This window comes from Amycolatopsis sp. N2S4-7 (assembly GCF_058119595.1).
In genome coordinates, this window is the sequence record NZ_CP172299.1 from 243,525 (window position 1) to 258,302 (window position 14,778).

Consider the following 14,778-nt stretch of genomic DNA (forward strand, 5'->3'; position numbering starts at 1 on the left):
GCGAGAACGTGTTCTAGTTTTGGGGAGTGAAGACCGATCTGGGCCTGACCGGTGCCGTGGTGCTGGTGACCGGCGGCGTCCGCGGGGTGGGCCGGGGCATCAGCGCGGTGTTCCGCGCGCACGGCGCCCACGTCGTGACCTGCGCGCGGCGCGAGGCCCCCACCGAGGCGGAGTTCGTCCGGTGCGACGTCCGCGACGCCACCCAGGTCGCCGCCCTGGTCGACGGGATCGTCGAGCGGCACGGGCGCCTCGACGTGGTCGTGAACAACGCCGGCGGGGCGCCGCACGTGGCCGCGGGCGAGGCCTCGCCGCGGCTGCACGACAAGATCGTGCAGCTGAACCTCCTGGCGCCGCTGCTGGTTTCGCAGCACGCCAACGCCGTCATGCAACGCCAGGACGGCGGCGGGTCCATCGTCATGATCTCCAGCGTCAGCGGCACCCGCCCGTCGCCGGGCACCGCGGCCTACGGCGCCGCGAAGGCCGGGCTCGACAACCTCACCGCCAGCCTCGCCGTGGAGTGGGCGCCGAAGGTGCGGGTCAACGCGCTCGACGTCGGCATGGTCCGCACCGAGCAGGCCCACCTGCACTACGGCAGCGAAGCCGCGATCGAGGCGGTCGGCAAAACCGTGCCGCTGGGCCGCCTCGCCGAACCCGAGGAAGTGGGGGCGTGCGCGGCGTTCCTCGCCTCGGGCCTGGCTTCCTACGTCTCCGGCGCGACCCTGCGCGTCCACGGCGGCGGGGAGGTCCCGGCGTTCCTCGCCGCGGCCGACGTCAACCATCGGGAGGATCAGTGAGCAGGTTGTGCCAGGACCGCGTGGTCGTGGTGACCGGCGCCGGCCGCGGCATCGGACGCGCCCACGCCCTGGGCTTCGCGGCCGAGCGCGCGCCGGTGGTGGTGAACGACGTGGACGGGGACGCCGCCGCCGGGGTCGTCGCCGAGGTCGAGGCGCTGGGCGGGCGGGCGGTGGCGAACACCTCCGACGTCGCCGACTGGGCCGGGGCGGGGGACCTGATCGGGACGGCGCTGGCGCACTTCGGCCGCCTGGACGTGCTGGTCAACAACGCGGGGTTCGTCCGGGACCGGATGCTCGTCAACCTCGGCGAGGACGAGTGGGACGCGGTGGTTCGCGTGCACCTGAAGGGACATTTCGCGCCCTTGCGGCACGCCGCGGACCATTGGCGAGCCGAGGCGAAGGCCGGGCGGCCGCCGAGCGCCCGGGTGATCAACACGAGCTCGGGTGCCGGGTTGCTGGGCAGTGTCGGCCAGGCCAACTATTCGGCGGCGAAGGCGGGCATCGCCGGGCTGACCGTCGTGGCGGCGGCCGAGCTGGCGCGCTACGGGGTGACGGTGAACGCGATCGCGCCGGCCGCGCGGACCCGGATGACCGAGGCGGTGTTCGCGTCGATGGCGCGTCCGGACGACGGCTTCGACGCGATGGCGCCGGAGAACGTCTCGCCCCTGGTGGTCTGGCTGGGCAGCGAGGAGTCGTCGCAGGTGACCGGCCGGGTGTTCGAGGTCGAGGGCGGCAAGGTCTCCGTGGCGCAGGGCTGGCGGCACGGCCCGGCCGTGGACAAGGGCGACCGGTGGGACCCGGCCGAACTCGGCCCGGTGGTGAAGGACCTGCTCGAGCGCGCGCCCGAGCCCGAACCCGTCTACGGAGCGAGCTGATGGGCATCCTCACCAAGCGCGACGGCCACGTCGAGGTCGTCACCGTCGACTTCCCGCCGGTGAACGCGCTGCCCGTGCAGGGCTGGTTCGACCTGGCCGACGCGCTCACGCAGGCGGGCCGCGACCCCGACGTGCACGTCGTGATCCTCCGCGCGGAAGGCCGCGGGTTCAACGCGGGCGTGGACATCAAGGAGATCCAGCGCAGCGCGGGCTACGACGCGCTGGTCGGCGCGAACCGGGGCTGCTACGCGGCTTTCGGGGCCGTCTACGACTGCGAGGTCCCGGTGGTCGCCGCGGTGCACGGGTTCTGCCTCGGCGGCGGGATCGGCCTGGTCGGCAACGCCGACGTGGTCATCGCCTCGGAGGACGCGACTTTCGGTGTCCCCGAGGTGGAGCGCGGGGCCTTGGGGGCGGCGACCCACCTCGCCCGCCTGGTGCCGCAGCACCTGATGCGCACGCTCTACTTCACCGCGCGGAAGATCACCGCCGCCGAGCTGCACGCGCACGGTTCGGTCTACCAGGTCGTGCCCCGCGCGGAGCTGGACGAGGCGGCGCTGGCGATCGCTCGCGACATCGCGAAGAAGGACCCGCGGGTGATCCGGGCGGCGAAAGAGGCCCTGAACGGCATCGACACCCAGCAGGTGCACCGCAGTTACCGGTTCGAGCAGGGCTTCACCTTCGAGCTCAACCTGCTCGGCGCGTCCGACGAAGCCCGCGAGGAGTTCTTGAATGGCCGATAAGCGCACGACCGCCGACGAGGTGGCGGCCGAGCTGACGGACGGCATGACGATCGGCATCGGCGGCTGGGGCTCGCGGCGCAAGCCGATGGCCCTGGTCCGCGCGATCCTCCGCACCCCCGTGCGCGACCTGACGGTGGTTTCCTACGGCGGCCCCGACGTCGGCCTGCTGTGCGCGGCGGGCAAGGTGAAGCGGGTGGTCTTCGGGTTCGTGACGCTCGATTCGATTCCCTTCGACCCGTGGTTCGGCCGCGCCCGCGAGACCGGCGCGATCGCCGTCACCGAGTACGACGAAGGCATGTTCGGGGCCGCGCTTTCCGCGGCCGCGCAACGGCTTCCGTTCCTGCCGACGCGCGCCGGGCTCGGCTCCGAGGTGATGCGCGCCAACCCGGACCTGCGGACCGTGCGCTCGCCCTACGCCGACGGCGAGGAGCTCGTCGCGGTCCCGGCGCAGCACCTCGACGTCGCGCTCGTGCACCTCAACCGCGCCGACGCCCGCGGCAACGCCCAGTACCTCGGCCCGGACCCCTACTTCGACGACCTGTTCTGCCTGGCCGCGGAGAAACGGTTCGTGTCGGTGGAGAAAATCGTCGACACGACCGAGCTGACGGCGGGCGGGCCGGTGCAGTCGCTGCTGCTCAACCGCGGCGCCGTCGACGGTGTCGTCGAGGCCCCGCGTGGCGCGCACTTCACCACGGCCGTGCCGGACTACGGCCGGGACGAGCGGTTCCAGCGGCACTACGCCGCCTGCGCCAAGGATCCCGACGCGTGGCCGGGCTTCGTGGACCGGTTCCTGTCGGGAGACGAGCGCAGCTACCTGTCCGAAGTGGACAAGTTCGAGGCGGAGGCGGCATGAGCGCGACCCGGGCCGAGATCGTCGTCGTGGCGATGGCCGAGGTGTTCCGCGGCGACGGCGAGATCGTGGTCAGCCCGATGGGCCTGGTCCCGCAGCTCGGCGCGAAGCTCGCGCGGCTGACGTTCGAACCCGATCTCCTCATGTCCGACGGCGAGGCGTACCTGGTCACCCCCGACGGCGTGGTCGAGGGCTGGCAGCCGTTCCGGAAGATGCTCGACACGATCGTCCCGCACGGGCGGCGGCACGTCGTCATGGGCGCGAACCAGGTCGACCGGTACGGCAACCAGAACATCTCCGCGATCGGCGACCACGCCCGGCCGAAGAAGCAGCTGCTGGGCGTGCGGGGCGCGCCGGGCAACACCGTCAACCACCGGACCAGCTACTGGGTGCCGCGGCACAGCACGCGGGTCTTCGTCGAGAGCGTCGACGTCGTTTCGGGCGTCGGCTACGACAACGCGGCGAAGGCGGGCCCGTCGGCCGAGAAGTACCACGACGTCCACCGGGTGGTCACGAACCTCGGCGTCTTCGACTTCGCGACGCCGGAGCACTCGATGCGGGCCGTGTCGCTGCACCCCGGCGTCACCCCGGACGAGGTGATCGCGGCGAGCGCGTTCGAGATCGGCTTCACCGACGTGGGCGTCAGCCGCGAACCGACCGACGAGGAACTGCGGCTCATCCGCGAAGTCGTGGATCCGAAGAGCCTGCGCGACAAGGAAGTCCCGGCGTGAAGACGGCGCTGACCGAGCTGGTCGGGGTCGAGCACCCGGTCGTGCAGACCGGGATGGGCTGGGTCGCCGGCCCGCGGTTGGTCTCGGCGACCGCGGAAGCGGGCGCCCTCGGGATCCTGGCGTCGGCCACCATGACCTTCGACGAGCTGGACGCGGCGATCGCCGAAGTCAAGAAGCGGACGGAGAAGCCGTTCGGGGTGAACCTCCGTGCCGACGCGGCCGACGCCGGCGCCCGCGTCGACCTGCTGATCCGCGAGGGCGTCAAGGTGGCGTCCTTCGCGCTCGCGCCCCGCAAGGAGATGATCGCGAAGCTGCGCGACCACGGCGTCGTCGTGATCCCCTCGGTCGGCGCCGCGCGGCACGCCGAGAAGGTCGCCGCCTGGGGCGCGGACGCCGTCATCGTCCAGGGCGGCGAAGGCGGCGGGCACACCGGGGGAGTGGCCACCACCCTGCTGCTGCCGAGCGTGCTCGACGCCGTCGACATCCCGGTCGTCGCCGCGGGCGGCTTCTTCGACGGGCGCGGCCTCGCCGCCGCACTCGCCTACGGCGCGGCGGGCGTGGCGATGGGCACCCGGTTCCTGCTGAGCAAGGAGAGCACGGTCCCCGACGACGTCAAGCGCCTCTACCTCGGGCAGGGTCTCACCGGGACGGTCGTCACCCGGCGCGTCGACGGCCTGCCGCACCGCGTGCTGCGCACGGACCTCGTCGACAAGCTGGAACGCACCGGCCGGATCCGCGGTCTGGCGCAGGCCGCGCGCAATGCCTTGCGGTTCCGGAATATCACCGGACTGTCCCCGGTTGCCATGGTCAAAGAAGGCCTTGCGATGAAGCACGGCAACGATCTGACCTGGAGTCAGCTGGTCATGGCGGCCAACACCCCGATGCTGTTGCGGGCGGGGCTGGTCGAGGGCCGGACGGACGCGGGAGTGCTAGCGTCGGGACAGGTGGTGGGCATGATCCACGACCTGCCCACGGTGGCCGGGATCGTCGAGGGCACAGTGGCCGAGGCAGGTGAGATCCTGCGGCGACTCGGCCGGGAAACGGGAGGATGAGCGTGGCGCTCAAGGTCGGTTACAAGGCGTCGGCGGAGCAGTTCGGACCGCGGGACCTGGTCGAGTACGCGGTGCGTGCCGAAGAGGTCGGCCTCGACTCGGTCTGGGTGTCCGACCACTTCCTGCCGTGGCGGCACGAGGGCGGCCACGCGCCGTGGGCCCTGGCGTGGATGCCGGCGGTCGCCGAGCGCACGAAGCGGGTGCAGATCGGCACGAGCGTGCTGACCCCGACGTTCCGGTACAACCCGGCCGTGATCGCGCAGGCGTTCGCGACGATGTCGCTGCTCTCGGGCGGCCGGGTGATCCTCGGCGTGGGCTCCGGCGAGGCGCTGAACGAGATCGCCGTCTCGGGGCGCGAGTGGCCGGAGTTCAAGGAGCGCTTCGCGCGGCTGCGCGAGTCGATCAAGCTGATCCGCGAACTGTGGACCAGCGACAACGTGAACTTCAAGGGCGACTACTACGAGCTGGTCGACGCCAAGATCTACGACCGGCCGGAGCAGCCGGTGCCGGTGTACATCGCGGCGGGTGGCCCGGTGGTGGCCAAGTACGCGGGCCGCGCGGGGGACGGGTTCATCTGCACCTCGGGCAAGGGCATGGACCTCTACACCGAGAAGCTGATGCCCGCGGTCAAGGAAGGCGCCGAGGCGGCGGAGAAGACCGTCGAGGACGTCGACCGGACGATCGAGATCAAGCTGTCCTACGACCGCGACCACGAGAAGGCCCTGGAGAACACCCGGTTCTGGGCGCCGCTGTCGCTCTCGGCGGAGCAGAAGCACAGCGTCTCCTCGGCCGAGGAGATGGAGCGGCTGGCCGACGAGCTGCCGATCGAGCAGGTCGCCAAGCGCTGGATCGTGGCGTCCGACCCGGACGAGGCCGTGGCCCAGATCAAGCCGTACCTGGACGCGGGCCTGAACCACCTGGTCTTCCACGGCCCGGGCCACGACCAGGAGCGCTTCCTGACCCAGTTCTCCGAGGACGTCCTGCCGAAGCTGCGCGCCCTCGGCTGATCAGAGCCGTTCGATGATGGTGACGTTGGCGGTGCCACCGCCTTCGCACATCGTCTGCAGGCCGTAACGCCCCTCGCGGCGCTCCAGCTCGTGCAGGAGCGTCGCGAGGAGCTTCGTGCCGGTGGCCCCGATCGGGTGGCCGAGGGCGATGCCGCCCCCGTTCACGTTCACCCGGTCGGGATCCGCGCCGGTTTCGTCCAGCCACGCCAGCACCACGCTGGCGAACGCCTCGTTGACCTCGAACAGGTCGATGTCGCCGATGCCCAGCCCGGTCTTCCGGAGTGCCTGCGCGGTGGCCGGGATCGGGCCGGTCAGCATCCACACCGGGTCCGCCGCGCGGACCGACAGGTGGTGGATGCGGGCCCGCGGCGTCAGGCCGTGCTCCTCGACGAACGACGACGACGCCAGCAGCGCCGCACTCGCGCCGTCGGAGATCTGGCTGGCCACCGCCGCCGTCAGCCGGGACCCTTCGCTCAACGGCTTGAGGCCGCGCATCCGCTCCGCCGACGTGTCCCGGCGCGGCCCCTCGTCGTGCCGGAATCCGTCGACCGGCGCGATCTCCGCGTCGAACCGGCCGGAGTCGATGGCCGCGAGCGCCCGCCGGTGGCTGCGCAGCGCGTACTCCTCCATGGCCTCGCGGCTGATGTCCCAGTGCTCGGCGATCATGTCCGCGCTGCGGAACTGCGAGACCTCGGCACTGCCGTAGCGCTCCTGCCAGCCCTTCGAACCGGAGAACGGGTCGTCGAAGCCGTACTCGCGCCCGGCCAGCATCGCCGCGCTGATCGGGATGCGGCTCATGTTCTGCACACCCCCGGCCAGGACGAGGTCCTGCGTGCCGGACATGACGGCCTGCGCCGCGAAGTGCACGGCCTGCTGGCTCGACCCGCACTGCCGGTCGATCGTCACCCCGGGCACGTGGTCCGGGAAACCCGCCGCCAGCCACGCCGTGCGCGCGATGTTGCCCGACTGCGGGCCGAGGGTGTCCGTGCAGCCGAGGATGACGTCGTCGACCAGGTCCGGGTCGACGCCCGTGCGGTCGACGACGGCCTTGATGACGTGCGCGCCGAGGTCGGCGGAGTGCCACCCGGACAGCGCGCCGCCGCGCCGGCCGACCGGGGTGCGGACCGCGTCGAGGAGGAAGGCTTCGGGCACAGGGGCTCCTAGGGGTGCTGGCTGCTGACGGAGACGACTTCGCCGGTGAGGTAGCTCGCGTAGCCGCTGGCGAGGAAGACCATGACGTTGGCGACCTCCCACGGCTCGGCCGCGCGGCCGAACGCCTCCCGTTTCGTGAGGTCGTCGAGGAGTTCGTCGCTGGTCACTTTGGCGAGGAAAGGGTGCATGGCCAGGCTCGGCGCGACGGCGTTGATCCGGACACCGTGTTCGGCGGCGTCGAGGGCCGAGCACCGGGTCAGCGCCATCACCCCGGCCTTCGCGGCGGCGTAGTGCGCCTGCCCGGCCTGGGCGCGCCAGCCGATCACCGACGCGTTGTTGACGATGGCGCCGCCACCGCCCTGGGCGACGAACCGCTTCAGCGCGGCCCGCGTGCAGCGGAACGTCCCCGTGAGCGTGATGTCGAGGACGCGCGACCACTCGTCGTCGGTCATGTCCAGGACGGACTTCGTCCCGCCGAGCCCGGCGTTGTTGACCAGCACGTCGAGCCGTCCGAAGTGGTCGGCCGCGCCGTCGATCAGCGCCTGGACCTGGTCTTCCTGCGTGACGTCGCACGGAATCGCGTGCACCTTGCCCAGTGCGGCCAGTTCGGCCGCCTTCTCGCCGAGGCGCCGCTCGTGCCAGTCGCTGACGACGACGCTCGCGCCCTCTTCGAGGCACCGGCGGGCCACGGCCGAGCCGATGCCGGTGCCGGCCGCGGCGGTGACCACGACGACCTTCCCGGACAGCAGGTCGTGGCCGGGTACGCCTTTCGAAGGCGCTGTCTGCGGGCTCACGGGCGTGCCTCCCTCGGCAGGCCGAGCACGCGCTCGGCGATGATGTTCCGCTCGATCTCGTCCGAACCGCCGTAGATCGTGTCCGCGCGGGTGAACAGGTACAGCCGCTGCGCGTCGTCCAGCTCGGCCCCGCCGGCGGCCAGCGACCGCGCCCCGCGGGCCCGCATGGCGAGCTCGCCGAGCCCGCGGTGCCACTGCGCCCACAGCAGCTTGCCGACGGCGACCTCCGGCCCGGCGGGCCGCCCGAGCGTCCGCAGGGCGTGGGCGCGCAGCACCCGCAGGCCGATCCGGGCGCGGGTGAGGTCCGCGCGCAGCAGCGGGTCGTCGTAGGTCCCGGTCCGCTTCGCGTCGGCGACGATGTCGTCCAGTTCGCGGCGGAAGCCGATCTGCTGGCCCAGTGTCGAGACGCCGCGTTCGAAGCCGAGCGTGGCCATGGCGATCTTCCAGCCGTCGCCGGGTTCGCCGACGACCAGGTCCGCGGGCGTGCGGGCGTCGTCGAAGAACACCTCGTTGAATTCGGAGGTGCCGGTGAGCTGCTGGATCGGCCGGACGGTGACGCCGTCCTGGCGCAGCGGGACCAGGAGGTACGACAGGCCGTGGTGGCGCCGGGATCCGGGTTCGGTGCGGGCCACGACGAAGCACCAGTCGGCCACGTGGGCCAGGGACGTCCAGATCTTCTGGCCGTTGAGCACCCATTCGCCGCCGCGCCGGACCGCCGACGTCGCGACGGCGGCGAGGTCGGAGCCGGCGCCGGGTTCGGAGTAGCCCTGGCACCAGAGCTCTTCGACGGTGACGATCTTGGGGAGGAACCGCCGCTGCTGCTCGGGCGTGCCGAAGGCGATGAGCGTCGGGCCGAGCAGCTGCTCGCCGATGTGGTTGACGCGCGCGGGGGCACCCGAAGCCGCGTACTCCTCGTGGAAGGCGACCTGCTCCTCCAGCGACAGGCCGCGGCCGCCGTGCTCGACCGGCCAGCCGACGCAGGTCCAGCCCGCGGCGGCCAGGTGGCGTTCCCAGGCCAGGCGCAGGTCGAACGCCTCGTGCTCGCGGCCCGGCCCGCCCAGGCCACGCAGCCGAGCGAACTCGCCGGTCAGGTTGTCGGCGAGCCAGCCCGCGACCTCGCGGCGGAATCGCGTCGGTTCCACGCACGCCTCCTTGCTGCCGGGCCGGTCCGGGACCTAGGGTAATGAGAACACGTTCTAGTTTGCCGGTCCAGAGGAGGGTGTGGTGGGACAGACCACGATCCCGGCCGTAGTCCGCGATGCCGCCGCGAAGTTCGGGTCCGCGGAGGCTCTCGTAGACGGCGCGCTGCGGCTCGGCTTCGACGCGCTTCTGGAACGTGTTCGGACCGCCGCCCGGGCGTTCATGGCGTCCGGCGTCCGGCCCGGCGACCGGGTGGCGATCACCCTCCCGAACACCCACCACTGGGTCCTCGCGGCGCTGGGCGCGCTCTACGCGGGCGCGACGCTGGTGCCGGTCAACACCCGGTTCACCGCCGCCGAGACCGTCGACCTGCTCGCCCGCAGCCGCGCGAAGGCGCTGGTCGTGGCGGCGGACTTCCTCGGCGCCGACCGCCACGCCGCGATCGTCGCGACCGGCGTCGCGCTGCCGGACCTCGCCACGGTCGTCCGCGTGCCCCTGGAGCAGCCGCACCGGCCGGTGCCGGGGACACTCGGCTGGGACGAGTTCCTCGCCCGGGCCGAGCAGGTCACGGAGGTGGAAGCCGAGGCGCGCGCGGACGCGGTCGCCCCGGGCGACGTCAGCGACGTCCTGTTCACCTCGGGCACGTCCGGCCGGTCCAAGGGCGTGCTCTCGGCCCACCGCCAGGTGGTCGACGTCGCCGCGGCCTGGGCGGAGTGCGGCCAGGTCACCGCCGGCGACCGGTACCTGGTGGTCAACCCGTTCTTCCACAGCTTCGGCTACAAGGCCGGGATCGTCGTCGGCCTGCTCACCGGCGCGACGATCGTCCCGCAGGCGGTGTTCGACGTCCGCGCGGCCCTCGAGCTGATCGAGCGGGAGCGGATCTCGGTGCTGCCGGGCGCGCCGACGATCTTCGCTTCCCTGCTGCGCGAAACGCGCGACCACGACGTCTCGTCGCTGCGGCTCGCGGTCACCGGCGCGGCGACGGTGCCGGCGTCCCTGGTCCGCCGGATGCGGTCCGAGCTCGGCTTCGACACCGTCCTCACCGCCTACGGCCTCACCGAAGCCGTGGTGGTGACGATGTGCCGCCCCGGCGACGACGCCGAGCTCGTGTCCCGGACGTCCGGCCGCGCGACGGCGGGCTTCGAGGTGGCGATCCAGGGCTCGCCGGGCGAGATCGTCCTCCGCGGGCCCAACGTCATGCTCGGCTACCTCGACGACCCCGAAGCGACGGCGCAGGCGATCGACGACGAGGGCTGGCTGCACACCGGCGACGTCGGCGAGCTCGACGACGACGGCAACCTCACCATCACCGGCCGGCTCAAGGACATGTACATCTGCGGTGGCTTCAACGTCTACCCGGCCGAGGTCGAACACGCGCTGACCGAGCTGGCCGGCGTCCGCGACGTCGCCGTCGTCGGCGTCCCGGACGCCCGGCTCGGCGAGGTCGGCAAGGCCTTCGTCGTCGGCTCCGGGCTGAGCGCGGACGCCGTCGTCGCCTTCTGCCGCGAGCGGCTCGCCAACTACAAGACCCCGCGGTTCGTCGAGTTCCTGGACGAGCTGCCCCGCAACGCTTCCGGCAAGGTGCTGAAGCGGCTGCTCAGTGAGGAGAAGGCATGAGTGAACCGGTGGTCCGCTCCGAGCGGCGCGGACCGGTCGCGCTGATCACCATGAACCGGCCCGACTACCGCAACGCCCAGAACTCGGCGATGACGTACGCGCTCGACGACGCCTTCGCCCGGGCCGTGGACGACGCCGAGGTGAAGGTGATCGTGCTGGCGGGGGCGGGCAAGCACTTCTCCGCCGGGCACGACATCGGCACCCCGGGCCGGGACGTGGACCAGTCGTTCGACCGCCGCGCGGTGCTGTGGTGGGACCACACCGACCGGGCCGGGGGAGACCAGCGGTTCGCCCGCGAGTCCGAGGTCTACCTCGGCATGTGCCGCCGCTGGCGCGAGATCCCGAAGCCGATGATCGCCAGCGTCCAGGGCGCCTGCATCGCGGGCGGGCTGATGCTCGCCTGGATCTGCGACCTCGTCGTCGCCTCCGACGACGCCTTCTTCGCCGATCCCGTGGTGCGGATGGGGATTCCGGGTGTCGAGTACTTCGCGCACCCGTGGGCGCTCGGGCCGCGCGCCGCGAAGGAGGTCCTGTTCACCGGCGAGCGCTTCTCCGTCCAGCAGGCCAAGGACTGGGGCATGATCAACCGGATCGTGCCGCGCGCCGAACTCGAGCAGCACACCCTCGAGCTGGCGGAGAAGATCAGCGCGATGCCGCAGTTCGGCCTCGCGCTGGCGAAGAAGGCCGTCAACCAGGCCGAGGACCTGATGGGCCTGCGGTCCGGCATGGACTCGGTGTTCGGGCTGCACCACCTGGCGCACGCCCACAACGCGGAGACGTCGGAAGACCCGCTCGGCGGGCAGTCCGCGCGGTCGATGCGCGACGCGAACCAGGGGGGCTGATGGACCTCGACGTCGACGAGGCTTCCGCGGCCTTCCGCGACGAGGCCCGCGCGTGGCTGGCCGGGCACGTCCGGGCGCTGCCGTCGATGGACACCGCCGAAGGGTTCGCCGCGCACCGCGAGTGGGAGGCCGAGCTGGCCGAGGCGCGGTGGTCGGTGGTGTCGTGGCCGCGCGAGTACCACGGGCGCGACGCCTCGCTGCTGCAGTGGCTGCTGTTCGAGGAGGAGTACTACGCGGCGGGCGCGCCGGGCCGGGTCAGCCAGAACGGGATCTTCATGCTCGGCCCGACCCTGTTCGCGCACGGCACGCCGGAGCAGCGGGACCGGATCCTCCCGCCGATGGCCCGCGGCGAGCAGGTGTGGGCGCAGGCGTGGTCGGAACCCGAAGCGGGCAGCGACATCGCGGCGCTGCGCAGCACGGCGGTGCGGACCGCCGGCGGCTGGCTGCTGTCGGGGCAGAAGACGTGGAGCTCACGCGCGGCCTTCGCCGACCGCGCGTTCGGCCTGTTCCGGACCGACCCCGACGCGCGGCGCCACCACGGCCTGACGTACTTCATGGCGGATCTGCGCGCCGACGGCGTCACGGTCCGGCCGATCCCGCAGCTGGACGGCGAGCCCGGGTTCGCCGAGATCTTCTTCGACGAGGTGTTCGTCCCCGACGCCGACGTCATCGGCGAGGCGGGGCAGGGCTGGCGGGTCGCGATGACGACCGCCAACAACGAGCGCGGCCTGTCCCTGCGCAGTCCCGGCCGGTTCCTCGCCGCGGCCGGCCGGCTGGTCGACCTGTGGCGTGCGCAGGGGTCGCCACCGTCCACACAGGACCGGGTGGCGGACGCCTGGATCGGCGCCCGCGCCTACCAGCTGTACACGTTCGGGACCGTGAGCAGGCTCGCCGAAGGCGGGGAGCTGGGCCCGGAGTCCAGCGTGAACAAGCTGTTCTGGTCCCACCTCGACGTCGACCTCCACGAGACCGCGCTCGAGGTGCTCGGCCCGGAGGCGGAGACCGACCCGGCGTGGGTGCACGGCTACCTGTTCTCCCTCGCCGGGCCGATCTACGGCGGCACCGACCAGATCCAGCGGAACACGATCGCCGAGCGGCTGCTGAAGCTCCCGAGGGAGGCCCGCCGATGAAGTTCCAGCTCTCCCCGGAGCAACGGCAGTTCGCCGCGACCCTGCACGAACTGCTGGGCGGGGCGGACACCGCGGCCGCCGCGCGGGCCTGGGCCGCCGGTGAGCACGACCGCGGCCTCAAGCTCTGGCGCGCGCTCGCCGACCTCGGGGTCTTCGCGCTGCTCGTGGACGAAGAACACGGCGGCCTCGGCGCCGGTCCGGTCGACCTGGTGGTCGCCTTCGAAGCGCTCGGCTACCACGCCGTCCCCGGCCCGCTCGTCGAGTCGGCGGCGGTCGCCCCGGCGTTGCTGACCGGCGACCGGCTCACCGCGCTGGCCGAGGGCGACCTCCTGGCCACCGTCGTCGCGCCGCCGGAAGTCCCCCTCGCGCTGGACGCCGACGTCGCGGGCGTGGTGCTGGACCTCACCGGCGCGGAGCGCACTGCCGCGGAACTGGTCCGCTCGATCGACCCGGTCCGGCGGCTGTTCCGCGTCCCCGGCACCCCGATGGCCGGCACGGCCGCGTTCGACCGCGGTGTCCTGGCCGTGGCCGCCCAGCTCCTGGGGGCCGGGCAATGGCTGCTCGACACCTCGGTGGCGTACGCGAAACAACGCAGCCAGTACGGCCGGTTGATCGGGGAGTACCAGGCGGTCAAGCACCTGCTCGCCGACGTCGTGACGCGGCTGGAGCTGGCCCGGCCGCTGCTCTACGGCGCGGCCGTCGCCGGGGACACCTTCGACCGCGACGTCTCCGCGGCGAAGGTCATGGCCGGCGACGCGGCGAACCTGGCCGCGCGCACGGCGCTGCAGGTCCACGGCGCGATCGGCTACACCGCCGAGCACGACCTCGGGCTGCGGCTGACGAAGGTGCGCGCGCTGGCCGGAGCCTGGGGGAGCGGGGCGTTCCACCGCGCGCGGGTGCTGGCGGGTGCGGGATGACGGATCCGCTGGAGACCGAAGAAGCCCAGGCGCTGCGGGCCGCCGTGCGCGCGTTGCTCACCCGGCGGTCGGGGCCGGAGGCGGTGCGGGCCGCGATGGAGTCGCCGCTGGGCTACGACGACAAGCTCTGGTCGACGCTGTGCGAGCAGATCGGCGTCGCCGCCCTCGCGATCCCCGAGCGCTACGGCGGCGCGGGCGCGGGACTCGCCGAGACGTGCGTGGTCCTGCAGGAACTGGGCCGGACGCTCACCCCCGCGCCGATGCTGGGCTCCGCCGTGCTGTGCGGGGAAGCGGTGCTGCGCACGGGGAACGACGAAGCCTGCGAGCGGCTGCTGCCGGGCATCGCCGCGGGCACCAGCCTCGCCGCGCTGGCCTGGGCCGACGAGGAGTGGGCGCCCGGGCTCACCGCGTCGGCCGCCGGACTCGACGGCCGCGCCCACTACGTCCTCGACGGCGACCTCGCGGACGTCCTCCTGGCCGTGGCCCGCACCGCGGACGGCGTCGGCCTGTTCGAAGTGCCCTTGGCCGGCGTCCGCCGCGAGCGCGTCACCACGCTCGACCCGACCCGCCGGCTCGCCGTGGCCGACTTCGCGTCGAGCCCGGCCCGGCGCCTGGACACCGGCGGGTTCACCGAGCAGCTGCGGCAGCTGCGGGACACGGCGGTGATCGCCGTCGCCGCCGAACAGGTCGGCGCGGCGGCCCGCGCGCTGGAGCTGACGGTCGAGTACACGAAGCAACGCCGTCAGTTCGGCCGCCCGATCGGCTCGTTCCAGGCGCTGAAGCACCGGATGGCAGACGTGCACGTCCACGTCGAAGCGGCCCGTTCGGCGCTGTACGCGGCCATTGTGGACGGTGATCCCGAAGCCGTCACGACGGCGAAGGTCGTGTGCGGCGAAGCGTTTTCCCACGCGGCGGCGGAGATGATCCAGCTCCACGGCGGGATCGCGATCACCTGGGAGCACGACGCCCACCTGTACTTCAAGCGCGCCCACGGAACCGCCCTGCTGTTCGGCGACCCCGTGGGCGCGCCCGGGTCCTAGGGCGTGTCCTCATAGCTGGTGGTGACTGCTTGATCTTGGGTTGTGGTGCGTAGGCATGAGCTGACTGATGAGCAGTGGCCGGTGATCGAGCCGTTGC

The 14,778-nt window shown here is 72.6% G+C and carries 15 protein-coding genes; 12 read left to right on the top strand and 3 right to left on the bottom strand.

Going from position 1 to position 14,778, the window contains the following annotated elements; all coding sequences use genetic code 11:
- Positions 1 to 26 precede the first annotated feature (26 nt).
- The 7 genes from ACH54P_RS01165 to fgd are packed head-to-tail and all read left to right on the top strand — an operon-like array spanning position 27 to position 6,049.
- Positions 27 to 794 (top strand): SDR family oxidoreductase, encoded by a 768-nt coding sequence (locus ACH54P_RS01165; protein WP_489910416.1) that lies wholly within the window; start codon positions 27 to 29, stop codon positions 792 to 794.
- Complete coding sequence (locus tag ACH54P_RS01170) at positions 791 to 1,669, top strand: SDR family oxidoreductase (protein WP_489910417.1); 879 nt, start codon at positions 791 to 793, stop codon at positions 1,667 to 1,669. Before ACH54P_RS01165 ends, ACH54P_RS01170 begins: the two co-directional genes overlap by 4 nt.
- Positions 1,669 to 2,409 carry an enoyl-CoA hydratase family protein gene (locus ACH54P_RS01175; RefSeq protein ID WP_489910418.1) on the top strand — a complete coding sequence of 247 codons (741 nt, stop codon included), beginning with the start codon at positions 1,669 to 1,671 and terminating at the stop codon, positions 2,407 to 2,409. Before ACH54P_RS01170 ends, ACH54P_RS01175 begins: the two co-directional genes overlap by 1 nt.
- Positions 2,399 to 3,262, top strand: coding sequence for a CoA transferase subunit A (locus tag ACH54P_RS01180; RefSeq protein WP_489910419.1), 864 nt, complete (start codon positions 2,399 to 2,401; stop codon positions 3,260 to 3,262). The genes ACH54P_RS01175 and ACH54P_RS01180 overlap by 11 nt, the downstream gene beginning before the upstream one ends.
- Positions 3,259 to 3,990, top strand: coding sequence for a CoA-transferase subunit beta (locus ACH54P_RS01185; protein ID WP_489910420.1), 732 nt, complete (start codon positions 3,259 to 3,261; stop codon positions 3,988 to 3,990). Before ACH54P_RS01180 ends, ACH54P_RS01185 begins: the two co-directional genes overlap by 4 nt.
- The gene (locus tag ACH54P_RS01190) at positions 3,987 to 5,042 is read left to right on the top strand and encodes an NAD(P)H-dependent flavin oxidoreductase (RefSeq protein WP_489910421.1); all 1,056 of its coding nucleotides are present in this window, start codon (positions 3,987 to 3,989) and stop codon (positions 5,040 to 5,042) included. Before ACH54P_RS01185 ends, ACH54P_RS01190 begins: the two co-directional genes overlap by 4 nt.
- Positions 5,043 to 5,044: 2 nt before the next feature.
- The gene (fgd, locus tag ACH54P_RS01195) at positions 5,045 to 6,049 is read left to right on the top strand and encodes a glucose-6-phosphate dehydrogenase (coenzyme-F420) (protein ID WP_489910422.1); all 1,005 of its coding nucleotides are present in this window, start codon (positions 5,045 to 5,047) and stop codon (positions 6,047 to 6,049) included.
- On the opposite strand, the gene ACH54P_RS01200 is transcribed toward fgd, so the two are convergent.
- The 3 genes from ACH54P_RS01200 to ACH54P_RS01210 are packed head-to-tail and all read right to left on the bottom strand — an operon-like array spanning position 6,050 to position 9,137.
- Positions 6,050 to 7,201, bottom strand: coding sequence for an acetyl-CoA C-acetyltransferase (locus tag ACH54P_RS01200; RefSeq protein WP_489910423.1), 1,152 nt, complete (start codon positions 7,199 to 7,201; stop codon positions 6,050 to 6,052). It abuts the gene before it with no gap.
- An 8-nt stretch (positions 7,202 to 7,209) separates the two neighbouring features.
- Positions 7,210 to 7,995: an SDR family oxidoreductase gene (locus ACH54P_RS01205; protein ID WP_489910424.1), complete on the bottom strand. Its 786-nt coding sequence runs from the start codon at positions 7,993 to 7,995 to the stop codon at positions 7,210 to 7,212.
- A complete protein-coding gene (locus ACH54P_RS01210; protein WP_489910425.1) occupies positions 7,992 to 9,137 on the bottom strand; it encodes an acyl-CoA dehydrogenase family protein in 1,146 nt (381 codons plus the stop codon). The genes ACH54P_RS01205 and ACH54P_RS01210 overlap by 4 nt, the downstream gene beginning before the upstream one ends.
- A gap of 82 nt (positions 9,138 to 9,219) precedes the next feature.
- Between ACH54P_RS01210 and ACH54P_RS01215 the strand changes: the two genes are divergently transcribed.
- The 5 genes from ACH54P_RS01215 to ACH54P_RS01235 are packed head-to-tail and all read left to right on the top strand — an operon-like array spanning position 9,220 to position 14,681.
- A complete protein-coding gene (locus tag ACH54P_RS01215; RefSeq protein ID WP_489910426.1) occupies positions 9,220 to 10,752 on the top strand; it encodes a FadD3 family acyl-CoA ligase in 1,533 nt (510 codons plus the stop codon).
- Entirely contained in the window at positions 10,749 to 11,594 is an 846-nt protein-coding gene (locus tag ACH54P_RS01220) for an enoyl-CoA hydratase (RefSeq protein WP_489910427.1), read from the top strand. The genes ACH54P_RS01215 and ACH54P_RS01220 overlap by 4 nt, the downstream gene beginning before the upstream one ends.
- Positions 11,594 to 12,724, top strand: coding sequence for an acyl-CoA dehydrogenase family protein (locus tag ACH54P_RS01225; protein ID WP_489910428.1), 1,131 nt, complete (start codon positions 11,594 to 11,596; stop codon positions 12,722 to 12,724). The genes ACH54P_RS01220 and ACH54P_RS01225 overlap by 1 nt, the downstream gene beginning before the upstream one ends.
- On the top strand, positions 12,721 to 13,641 hold the full coding sequence (locus ACH54P_RS01230; RefSeq protein WP_489910429.1) for an acyl-CoA dehydrogenase family protein: 921 nt from the start codon (positions 12,721 to 12,723) through the stop codon (positions 13,639 to 13,641). Before ACH54P_RS01225 ends, ACH54P_RS01230 begins: the two co-directional genes overlap by 4 nt.
- Positions 13,638 to 14,681 carry an acyl-CoA dehydrogenase family protein gene (locus ACH54P_RS01235; RefSeq protein WP_489910430.1) on the top strand — a complete coding sequence of 348 codons (1,044 nt, stop codon included), beginning with the start codon at positions 13,638 to 13,640 and terminating at the stop codon, positions 14,679 to 14,681. Before ACH54P_RS01230 ends, ACH54P_RS01235 begins: the two co-directional genes overlap by 4 nt.
- Positions 14,682 to 14,778: the final 97 nt, after the last annotated feature.

Coding starts and splice junctions, on each gene's coding strand:
- ACH54P_RS01175 (WP_489910418.1), top strand. CDS start 1,669: ATGGGCATCCTCACCAAGCGCGACGGCCACGTCGAGGTCGTCACCGTC.
- ACH54P_RS01180 (WP_489910419.1), top strand. CDS start 2,399: ATGGCCGATAAGCGCACGACCGCCGACGAGGTGGCGGCCGAGCTGACG.
- ACH54P_RS01185 (WP_489910420.1), top strand. CDS start 3,259: ATGAGCGCGACCCGGGCCGAGATCGTCGTCGTGGCGATGGCCGAGGTG.
- ACH54P_RS01220 (WP_489910427.1), top strand. CDS start 10,749: ATGAGTGAACCGGTGGTCCGCTCCGAGCGGCGCGGACCGGTCGCGCTG.
- ACH54P_RS01225 (WP_489910428.1), top strand. CDS start 11,594: ATGGACCTCGACGTCGACGAGGCTTCCGCGGCCTTCCGCGACGAGGCC.
- ACH54P_RS01230 (WP_489910429.1), top strand. CDS start 12,721: ATGAAGTTCCAGCTCTCCCCGGAGCAACGGCAGTTCGCCGCGACCCTG.
- ACH54P_RS01235 (WP_489910430.1), top strand. CDS start 13,638: ATGACGGATCCGCTGGAGACCGAAGAAGCCCAGGCGCTGCGGGCCGCC.